The organism is Streptomyces sp. WMMB 714 (genome assembly GCF_900090125.1).
In the GTDB taxonomy this organism is placed as follows: domain Bacteria; phylum Actinomycetota; class Actinomycetes; order Streptomycetales; family Streptomycetaceae; genus Streptomyces; species Streptomyces daqingensis.
In genome coordinates this window covers 1-10,056 of record NZ_FMHJ01000025.1, presented here as the reverse complement: position 1 = coordinate 10,056, position 10,056 = coordinate 1, and the positions used below count along the sequence as shown (strand labels likewise).

Annotated in this window: 9 protein-coding genes and 1 rRNA gene; 7 read left to right on the top strand and 3 right to left on the bottom strand. The window is 70.5% G+C overall.

Translation table 11 applies throughout. The features are described 5' to 3' along the window. Positions 1–190, bottom strand: a 190-nt coding sequence (locus H181DRAFT_RS28095; protein WP_139131719.1) for a helix-turn-helix domain-containing protein, incomplete at its 3' end; no start/stop codon positions are given. Between the two features lie 133 nt (positions 191–323). Between H181DRAFT_RS28095 and H181DRAFT_RS28090 the strand changes: the two genes are divergently transcribed. The 7 genes from H181DRAFT_RS28090 to H181DRAFT_RS28060 all read left to right on the top strand — a co-directional run bounded on the left by H181DRAFT_RS28090 (position 324) and on the right by H181DRAFT_RS28060 (position 9,123). Next, positions 324–1,136, top strand: a complete 813-nt coding sequence (locus H181DRAFT_RS28090; protein WP_045867273.1) for a maleylpyruvate isomerase family mycothiol-dependent enzyme — start codon at positions 324–326, stop codon at positions 1,134–1,136. 355 nt (positions 1,137–1,491) lie between these two features. Next, a complete protein-coding gene (locus H181DRAFT_RS28085) occupies positions 1,492–1,962 on the top strand; it encodes a VOC family protein (protein WP_045867272.1) in 471 nt (156 codons plus the stop codon). Between the two features lie 352 nt (positions 1,963–2,314). Continuing rightward, on the top strand, positions 2,315–3,184 hold the full coding sequence (locus tag H181DRAFT_RS28080; RefSeq protein WP_045867271.1) for a hypothetical protein: 870 nt from the start codon (positions 2,315–2,317) through the stop codon (positions 3,182–3,184). Continuing rightward, positions 3,174–4,472 carry a TrbL/VirB6 family protein gene (locus H181DRAFT_RS28075; protein WP_045867270.1) on the top strand — a complete coding sequence of 433 codons (1,299 nt, stop codon included), beginning with the start codon at positions 3,174–3,176 and terminating at the stop codon, positions 4,470–4,472. Before H181DRAFT_RS28080 ends, H181DRAFT_RS28075 begins: the two co-directional genes overlap by 11 nt. Beyond that, positions 4,469–6,034 carry an SCO6880 family protein gene (locus H181DRAFT_RS28070; RefSeq protein WP_045867269.1) on the top strand — a complete coding sequence of 522 codons (1,566 nt, stop codon included), beginning with the start codon at positions 4,469–4,471 and terminating at the stop codon, positions 6,032–6,034. Before H181DRAFT_RS28075 ends, H181DRAFT_RS28070 begins: the two co-directional genes overlap by 4 nt. A gap of 156 nt (positions 6,035–6,190) precedes the next feature. Then, positions 6,191–7,612: an ATP-binding protein gene (locus H181DRAFT_RS28065; protein WP_045867268.1), complete on the top strand. Its 1,422-nt coding sequence runs from the start codon at positions 6,191–6,193 to the stop codon at positions 7,610–7,612. Positions 7,613–7,614: 2 nt separating this feature from the next. Continuing rightward, entirely contained in the window at positions 7,615–9,123 is a 1,509-nt protein-coding gene (locus tag H181DRAFT_RS28060; protein ID WP_254666997.1) for a site-specific integrase, read from the top strand. 39 nt (positions 9,124–9,162) lie between these two features. Here H181DRAFT_RS28060 and H181DRAFT_RS28055 read toward each other — a convergent pair whose 3' ends face one another. Both H181DRAFT_RS28055 and rrf read right to left on the bottom strand, forming a co-directional pair. Then, on the bottom strand, positions 9,163–9,681 hold the full coding sequence (locus H181DRAFT_RS28055; RefSeq protein WP_045867267.1) for a GNAT family N-acetyltransferase: 519 nt from the start codon (positions 9,679–9,681) through the stop codon (positions 9,163–9,165). A 236-nt stretch (positions 9,682–9,917) separates the two neighbouring features. Then, positions 9,918–10,034: ribosomal RNA gene (gene rrf, locus H181DRAFT_RS28050) — 5S ribosomal RNA — on the bottom strand. Between the last annotated feature and the right edge of the window lie 22 nt (positions 10,035–10,056).

Below are 10,056 nucleotides of genomic sequence, written 5' to 3'. Positions count from 1 at the left end.
GGGGGCGGCAGGAGTGGTCGGCCATCCCGGCCTCGCCCAACTCCCGGTAGCGGCCTGCCCACCGCCGTGCTGTAGTCGGTGAGACCTGGAACCGTTCGGCCGCCCGCCGCAGAGGCCAGCCCTCCTCGACCACACAGCGGGCCAGACGCAGCCGTCCGGTCTCGGTCAACGGTGCGTTACGGTGCGGCATGAGGGCCTTCCTGGTCGCCAGGTGTGCGGTTTCGTCGCTACACACCAGGCCAGAAGGCCCTCACCCATTTCAAGATCACCTACCGGTGATCACCGTCACCAACCTCCATGGACAGAACACCTAGTCTTCGATCATGCCTGCCACCCTGGAGCACGAGCGCTTCTGCGCCGAGATCATCGATCAGACCCGGCTTTTCCGCGACATCCTCGACGGCACCGCACTCGACACCCGCGTGCCTTCCTGCCCGGAGTGGACTCTGCGGGATCTGGCCGTGCACGTGGGCGACGGCCACCGGTGGGCGGCCGAGATAGTACGGACGAGGGCGGCGGGCGCCGTCCCGCACGAGGCCGTGCCGGGCCGCGGCGGTCCCGCCAAGACCTCCGACGCCGCCGGCGACGCGGCCGCGCTCGACGCCTGGCTGGCCGAGAGCGCCCGACTGGCCTCCGACGAGCTGCGCATCGCCGGACCGCAGGCCGCGGTGTGGACGTTCGTGCCGCAAGGGCGCGCGGCGTTCTGGGCGCGGCGCCGGGCGCACGAGACGCTCGTGCACCGCGCTGACGCGGCGCTCGCCGCGGGTTCCGGCTTCGACGCCGACCACGCCCTGGCGGCCGACTGCATCGACGAGTGGCTGGGGATCATCGCCAGCGACGAGGCGAAGCAGCACCGTCCGGCTCTGCGTACGCTCGACGAGCGCGCAGGGGAGACTCTCCACCTGCACGCGACGGACACGGCGGCGGACGTCGAAGCGGAGTGGATGATCACGCTGGGCGAGGACGGCATCAGCTGGCGCCGCGGCCACGAAAAGGCATCCGTGGCCCTGCGGGCCCCCTTGCTCGACCTCCTCCAGGTCTTCTTCCGGCGCCTGCCGCCCACCAGCGATCAGGTCGAAGTGCTGGGTGACGCAGAGCTGTTGGACTTCTGGCTGGAGCACGTCAGCTTCGCGTGAGAGGGGGCGGAGGCGGAGGTCGGGCCTGCGCGATCCGGTCCGCTGCGCGACGTCTCCGCGGTCGCCGAGAGGCGGGTCCGGCGCCACCCGGCGCAGGCGGATGCCACCGCCGCAGCGATATCCACAGCCTGTGGACAGAACGGCGGGGTGGGAGCGGGGAGTTGCGGATGCGGACGGCGGCGCAGGCCGGCTGGGGAGACGGCACGATACCTGCGGCGTCCGGCACCGCGGACGCGGCGCAGCAGTCCGGGGCTCGATCCGGCCGGCAGAGCCGGATCGGGCTGCCCGGCGGCATGCCCTGCACGCACGGCCCGACCTCCGCCGACGCTCCCAAGTCCCGTGCCAGACTCCCGGCATGGAACAGCGCACCCATTTCGTCACCCTCGCGACCCCTGACCTCGACGCCTCGCGCGAGTTCTACCGGGACGGTCTCGGCTGGGAGCCGCTCGCCGACGTCCCCGGGGAGATCATCTTCTTCCAGACAGGCCCCGGTCTGGTGCTCGGCTTCTTCGAAGAGTCGAAGTTCCGCGAGGACATGGACGGGGCCGTCTCCTCCACCAGCACGACGGGGGTGACGCTGTCGCACAACGTCGGTTCCGCGGAAGAGGTCGACGCCCTGGTCGACGCCGCGGTGCGCGCCGGGGCGCGGCTCGTCAAGCCGCCCCGCCCCGTCCCCGTCTTCGACGGCTACCACGGGCACTTCGCCGACCCCAACGGCGTGGTCTGGGAGATCTGCCACAACCCCGGCTGGAGCGTCGACGACTCAGGACGCGTCCGCCTCGGCGCAGGCGAAGAGAGCAACCAGGTCCCCGCGTCCGGTGACTGAGGGGCCGACGGCGACGGCCGGCCGACGCGAAAGGGCCCCAGTGGTGGGCCGTCGAACCGAAGCCCTGGAAGCAGTGCGACCCGGCTGACGGCACCTCAGCGGCGGATCGCAGGAGTACAAGTACGCGATTCCGCAGGGGAGACGCACCAACACTGGTGACGGGCCGCGGCAACGCCCGTGCCCCCTGAGGCAGATGGGGCGTGTGAGGCCATACGCGTACCGCATCGTAAGACGAGCGCCCTCCGTTATCCACAGGCCCCCCGCCAGGGCTGTGACACAGCTACCTTCGTTGGAGGGGACAATGCACTGACGCCAATTGACGGAGCATGAGGTTCGAGGGGGCACGTCCGGGATGAGTTTCGGTGGCGAGGGGTACGGCGAGCGCGACCGTACGGGAGAGGAAGGCGGAGGCTCGGCGTACGGCCGGGGCCCGTCCGGCCTCACCACCACCCGCACGCGTCTCCCCGACGGCGAGGGGGGCGGCGGCAGACCTCCCGTACGGCCAGGGCGCAACCTCATCACCGTCGTCGGTGTCGTCGTGCTGCTGATCGCGGCCATCGCCTTCGCCAACCGCAGCGGCGGCGGCTCCGACGGCGAAGGCGGCCCCGGCGGCAAGGACGCGGGCGCCGCACGGCCCACGGCGCCCACCGGCCAGAAACCCGTGAAGGGCGAGGAGGCCGGAATCGCCTCCGGCTTCCCGCAGTCCGAGCACGGCGCGGAGAGTGCGGCGGCGAACTACGCGGTGGCGCTGGGCGGTGACGGCATGTTCGACGCGGCGACGCGCAAGGAGATCGTGACCGCCGTGTACGCGCCCGACGTCGCCGACAAGCGTCAGGACGACCTCGACAAGGCCTACTCCGACCCGGAGTTCCTCAAGAAGCTCGGCCTCAGCGACAACGGCGAGGCGCCCGAGGGCAGCACCTTCATCTCGCGCACGAACCCCGTCGGCACCAAGGTCGTCTCCTTCGACAGCGCGAACGCGAAGATCTCTGTCTGGTACTCCTCCCTGTTCGGCCTGGCAGGGGAGGGCTCGAAGTCCCCGGTCATCGAGAGCTGGCACACGAACACCTACGACCTGAAATGGGTCGGCGACGACTGGAAGGTCTCGGACGTCAAGCAGAAGGACGGCCCCACACCCGTCGGCCGGGACCAAGCAGCCTCGTCAGCCAAGGAGATGGCCGAAGCCGTCGAGGGATACGGAGGCTTCACCTATGCGCGGTAACGCTCGTTCCCTCAAGCTCGCATCGGCCGCGCTCAGCGGATCGGCCGCCGTGATGCTCCTGTCGACGCGCGCCACCGCAGCGCCGTCGGACGACTGTTCGGGCGTCGTCGCACCCGCCAGGGAGTACTGCGAGAAGCAGAAGGACTCCGGCGGCAGCGGAGGAGGCAGCGACGCCCCCGACCCGACGAGCAGCCTCGACCCCCTCACCTCGCTCGCCGAGGGCTGCGCCAAGGCCGCGGCCTGGACGGTCGACAAGCTCTCCGAGCTGGTCAACGAGACCACGAAGGTCGACTTCACCAATCCCGAGTTCCTGCGCCAGTACGCGGTCGTCTTCGCCGCTTCGACGATCCTCACGCTCACCATCTGGCTGCTGGCCGTCGCCAAGCGGGCCATCCGCGGCGTCCCCCTGGTCGAGGCCCTCACCGAGGCCATCGGCTTCCTCTGGCTGACCGTCATCGCGTCGGCCTTCACGCCGCTCATCCTCTACACCGTCGTCTCCGCGACGGACGGCGTGACGGACGTCATCGCGTCAGGCACGTCCGACCAGACCGACAAGTTCTTCGGGACGTTCTCCGAGGCCCTCAAGGAGGGCAAGGACATCGGCGGCGGCCCGATCATGCTGATCGTCGTCTCGCTGATCTCCGTCCTCGCCGCCGGCGTGCTCTATCTCGAACTCGTCGTCCGCGCCGCCCTGTTGTATGTGGGCGCGCTGCTCGGCACCGCCGTCTACGCGGGGCTCGTCGACAAGAACATGTGGAGCCACGTCCGCCGCTGGGCGGGCATCATGATCGCGGTCATCCTCGTCAAGCCGGTGATCGTCATCGTGCTCGGCCTGGCGGGCGCGCTCTCCTCCAGCGACGGCCCCAACGCCTTCTCCGCCATCGTCTCCGGCCTGGCGATCATCCTGCTCGCCATCTTCGCCAGCGCCATGATCTACCGCTTCGTTCCCGGCTTCGGGGACGAGATCGTCAACCACCGCAACGCTTCCCGCGATCCGGCCTCCCGCACGGCCGCCGCGGTCGTCTCGTCGCCCGCCGCGCTCGTGCGCCAGGGCATCAACACCCACAGCGCGCGCGGTGGAGGCGGCGGCTCCGCGTCCGGCGGCGACGCCGGCGGCAACCGGTCCGGCAGCCAGGTCGCCGGGGGCGTCGCCGCGCACAGCTCCCGAGGGGGAGGCGGCGACGTGCCGCGCAGGCCGGCACCCCCCGCGCCCCGCACCCACGACCGCTCCACGCCTCCCCGCCCGGCCAGGAGCACAGGCAACCGCACCGGAGGTGACCGCGGATGACGACGCACTCCCACGTCGGCGCCGCTCCGCGCCGCACGTACATGATCGGCCGCGCCCGCCCCAACGCGATGATCGGCAAGAACCGGGAGACCGGCGAGATCGCTCTGATCATCGCGGGTGCCTTCCTGGGCATGATGAGCGGCCTGCTCATCCCCGTGCTCTCCTTCCGCATCCCCGCCCTCGTCGGCTTCCCGATGCTGGCCCTGGCCGCGGTCTACGTCCCGTACAACGGCCGTACGGTCTACAAGTGGTACGAGATCAACCGCTCCTACCGCCGGATGCTCCGCAAGAACACCGGCACCTACCGCTCCGGCGCCGCCGAGGCGGGCACCCGGCTCGACGGGCGCGAGGTCGAGATCGGCCCCCCGCCCGGCGTGGGCCGCATCAACTGGCTGACGGCCCCCTTCGGCCCGGACGAACTCGCCGTGCTGCTGCACGCGGACCGGCGCACCGTCACCGCGGCGATCGAGATCGAGGGCCCGGGCGTCGGGCTGCGCGACAGCGAGGACCAGGAGGCCCTCGTCGACCGCTTCGGGACGCTGCTCAAGCACGTCGCGAACGGCGACGGCTTCGTCACCCGCCTGCAGATGCTGGCCCGGACGCTGCCGGCAGACCCCGACGCCCACGCCAAGGACGTCGAACTGCGCGGCGACGAACGCGCGTCGGTCTGGCTGCGCGACTCCTACGACCAGCTCCAGTCGATGGTCTCCACCTCCAGCGAGCAGCACCGCGCCTACCTCGTCGCGTGCATGCACTACGGACGGGAACTGGCCGCCGAGGGCGCCGCCATCGCCAAGGCCGCACGGCGCTCCGCGGGAGCGGCGGGCCGGAAGCTGTCCAAGGACGAGGGCCTGGCCATCGTCATGGCCCGCGAACTCACCGACATCTGCGCCCGCCTCACCGAAGCCGACATCCGCGTGCGGCAGCCGCTGGGCCAGGCCCGTCTCGCCTCGCTGATCCACTCGATGTACGACCCGGACCACCCCATCGACCACCTGCAGGCCATGTCGAAGCGCAACGCCTGGCCCGCGGAGCTCGACGCGACGGAGCCGACGTACCTCATGGCCAAGACGCGCGAATCCGTCACCCGCGCCCCCTGGTGCCATTCGACGGCGTGGGTGAAGGAATGGCCGATGACTCCCGTCGGCGTCAACTTCCTCGCCCCGCTGCTCGTCCACACTCCCGACGTGATCCGCACGGTCTCCGTCACGATGGATCTGGAGCCGACCGAGCTGGCCATCGAGCGGATGCTCACGGAGAAGACCAACGACGACGCCGAGGCCAGCCGTCAGGCGAAGATGAACCGCACCATCGACCCGCGCGACGTGGCCGCCCACGGCCGCGTCGACCAGCGCGGCGAAGACCTCGCCTCGGGCGCGGCGGGCGTCAACCTCGTCGGATACATCACGGTCTCCTCCCGCTCCGCGGAAGCCCTCGCCCGCGACAAGCGCACGATCCGTGCCTCGGCCGGAAAGAGCTACTTGAAGCTGGAGTGGTGCGACAGGGAGCATCACCGGGCGTTCGTCAACACGCTGCCGTTCGCGACCGGCATCCGCCGCTGAGGAGGACGCGCACCATGACCGACAGCCTGACCGCCGGCGGCACCGACGGCTGCCGCACGCGAGACGGTCGCCCGTACCCGCGGGCTGCCCGCCCGGCCGGCGCGGACGGCGTCCCCTGCGACGGCACCTCCCACCGAAGGGGCTGAAGGAATACCGATGGCCGCGCTCGATCCACTGACCGCAATCACCGACGCCTTCACCAGCTTCCTCTTCGGCAAGACGGAGACGACCCGGCTGCCCGTGCGCACCTCCACCGGCCAGGCCCAGGCCGTCTACCTGCCGACGGCCGCGCCCGGCCTCGGCGACTCGGGCGTCATCATCGGCCGGGAGGTGTACAGCGGCAAGGGCTACATCTACGACCCGTTCCAGCTCTACGGGCAGCAACTCCCCGCCCCGCACTGGCTGGTGCTCGGCGAGTCCGGCAACGGCAAGTCGGCGCTCGAGAAGACGTACGTCCTGCGCCAGCTCCGGTTCCGCGACCGCCAGGTCGTCGTCCTCGACGCACAGGGCGAGGACGGCGTGGGCGAGTGGAACCTCATCGCCGAGGAGATGGGCATCACCCCCATCCGCCTCGATCCGGCGGCGGCACTCGATCAGGGCATCCGCCTCAACCCGCTCGACCCGTCGATCACGACGACCGGCCAGCTCGCCCTGCTGCGCACCATCATCGAAGTGGCCCTGGGGCACGGCCTGGACGAACGCTCCGGCTTCGCGCTGAAGGTCGCCCACAGCCACGTCAACGCGACGATAGCCGACCGCCAGCCCGTCCTCACCGACATCGTCGAGCGCCTCCGGCACCCCCGTCCGGAGTCGGCCGAAGCGATGAACGTCGCACTCGACGACGTACGCGCCTGGGGCCTTGACGTCGCCCTCGTGCTGGACCGCCTCGTCGACGGCGACCTGCGCGGCATGTTCGACGGTCCTACGACAGTGGGCATCGACCTCGACGCCCCGCTCATCGTCTTCGACCTCTCACACATCGACCGCAACTCGATCGCCATGCCCATCCTCATGGCCATCGTCGGCGTATGGCTGGAACACACGTGGATCCGGCCGGACCGCAAGAAGCGCATCTTCCTCGTCGAAGAGGCCTGGCACATCATCAACAGCCCCTTCGTCGCCCAGCTCTTCCAGCGGCTGCTGAAGTTCGGCCGCCGCCTCGGCCTGTCGTTCGTCGCCGTCGTCCACCACCTGTCCGACGTCGTCGACGGCGCGGCGGCCCGGGAAGCCGCCGCCATCCTCAAGATGGCCTCCACACGCACCATTTACGCCCAGAAAGCCGACGAGGCCCGGTCCACCGGCAAAGTCCTCGGCCTGCCGCGCTGGGCAGTCGAGATCATCCCCACCCTCTCGCCGGGCATCGCGGTGTGGGACGTCAACGGCAACGTCCAGGTCGTCAAACATCTCGTCACGGAGGCCGAACGCCCCCTCGTCTTCACCGACCGCGCCATGACGGAGACGTCGTCGGGGCCGGAAGACTTCGACGCCTCCCTCGAAGCGGATCTGGAGGCCGAAGCCGAGGCGCGTGCCCTCGCCATCGAACAGGCGAAGTCCTCCTCCAACTCGACCGTCGCCTAGCCATGCCGCACGATCACCGCCCCGGCCACAGCAGCCGTTACGACGACCACCCGCCCGCGGGACGCCGCGGTGACAGGGCTTCGGACCCACGCCGGGGAAGCGGCGGAGGCATCCCGGACGGCCTGCTGATGGCCGTGCTGGGCCTGCTCCTCGCCGTCACCGTCCTCATCTGGGCGGCCACCGGCCTGGCCGGGCTGCTCGCCCACGGTGCATGGCCGGAAGGGGTGACGTTCGTCCGCACCCCGATGGCCATACGGGACCTTGCCGCCGCACCTCAGGACCTGGCCGGTGCCTGGCCGCATGTGAAGCCGTCTCAGCTGCCCGGCTACGGGCTTTTCTGGGGTGTCTTCATCGGGCAGGTCATGGTGGTCTTCGTCCTCACGGTGTTCGCCGTGGGCACCGTCACCCGCGCCCGGGCAGTGCGCGCGGCCCGCCGCCACCGGCCCGGCGCCGCCCACCACGACGGCGGCCAGGAGGCGGGCCCGCAGAGCGACACCGCACGCCAACAGACCACCGTGGCAGCCGACTTGCGCAAGCCGCCGCCCTCACCGTCACGCGCCTCTGACGCGACGACGGACCGCGAGCCTGCCCCCGGCCCAGAAGTCGCCCGCCCACCGACGCCAGGGCAACCGCACATCCCGGGCCCGGAACCCGCTCGTCAGGCCGCTGACGCCGCTCCCGCGCTGTCCCCGCAGGCCGCCGAACCTCCCGCGGCGGATGCCGGCTCCGACCCGTACAGCCGCGTCCTCGAAGCGCCCGGCGCCGTGGTCGTGGCCACCACCGACCCGGCCCTCTGGGCGGACACGAAAGACTCCCGCGCGAAACTCGGCCCCGTCCACCTCTTCGACCCGGGCCAGCTCTGCGACACCCCGGACCGGCTCCGCTGGTCCCCGCACCACGGCTGCGGCGACAAGTCCACCGCGGAGCACCGGGCGACGGACCTCCTCGCGCCGCTGCGCTCACCCCGGCCCATCGACGCGGAGGTGCACGCGGCAGCCGAGACGCTGCTCCGCAGCTGGTTGCACGCCGCGGCCCTCGACGACCGTCCGTTCCGCGAAGTGCACCGCTGGGCCCACGCGAAGGCAGCACCCACCGACCCCGTACACATCCTCCGCACCCACCCGAAGGCCGCGTCCGGAGCTGCCGGGGAACTCGAGGCCACCCTCACCGGCCATCCCGAACGCCGCAAAGCGGCAACGGAGTTGGTCCGACGTGCGCTCGCGCCGCTTTCCCGGCTGCATGTACGGAACGCGTGCACGGCAGCCCGAGCCGATCGCATCGCGTTGGAATCGTTCGTCGACGAAACGGGCACACTCTATGTGGTGGGCGACGACCCGGAGTTGATGCCGCTCCTGAACGCCCTCACCCAGAGCGTGGTCGAGCCCGGCCGCCGCATGGCCGTACGGTCATCCCCCGGCCGGCTCGACCCACCAATCACGACTGTCCTCGAACTCCCCTTGGACAGTACGGGACTTCCCTTGCCGGGCCGGCCCACGCACCCGTCCGGTTAGCCGCCCGCTCGCCGCTGCTCCTGCGTCAGCGCGCGCCACTCATCTGACCGGAAGCTTGCGGATCATCTCGTACTCACGGAACTCGCTCGCCTTCGGATCCTTCACGAAGGCCCCTGTACGCCTGTACCCCACGCGGTGGTAAAAGGCCTCCGCCCGCGGGTTGTTCTCGTGGACGTGCAGCACCATGCGGGTCACGAAGGGCCGCTCCAGGGCCCACTCCTCCGCGGCAGCGAAGAGCAACACCGCAAGTCCGGTCCCCCTGTGCTCGGGACGCAGATATACCCCCACGATATGAGCGCTGTCTCCCTCGTCCAGGACGGTGACGCTCCCCGCCCAGCGGCCGCCGTCCGCTCCGGCCTCGCCGATGAAGGTCTCCGCCAGCAGGCCGCGCGAGCCCTGCTCGGCACGACGCTTCCAGAACTCGTCGCTCTGCGCGGCAGCGTTCTCATACGTCTCGTTGAAGGCGACGGACGCGATCGGGTCGGCGAGGGCGCTCAGCCGCAGTTCGCGCAGCCTCTCCCAGTCCGCAGTCCGTACCGCCCGAATCGTGTAAGCCATGCCCAGATACTGCCGTACGCGGCGATTCCACCACAGCAGCTTGCGCTGGACTTGAGGTACGAAGCAGCGGGGCCGGCACCTCGGTGCCGACCCCGCCTTGTGCACTCCCAGACTCCGCGGGTGCCCCGGACGGCCCGTCCTCATGCATGCACATCCTCTGACGCGCACTCAACTGACAACGGAAATAGCCCCGTTGGTGGGGTTAACCATCCAACGGGGCTATTCTCTCAAGATTTGTTCGGCGGTGTCCTACTCTCCCACACGCTCCCGCATGCAGTACCATCGGCGCTGTCAGGCTTAGCTTCCGGGTTCGGAATGTAACCGGGCGTTTCCCTCACGCTATGACCACCGAAACACACCACCACCACAACGGGT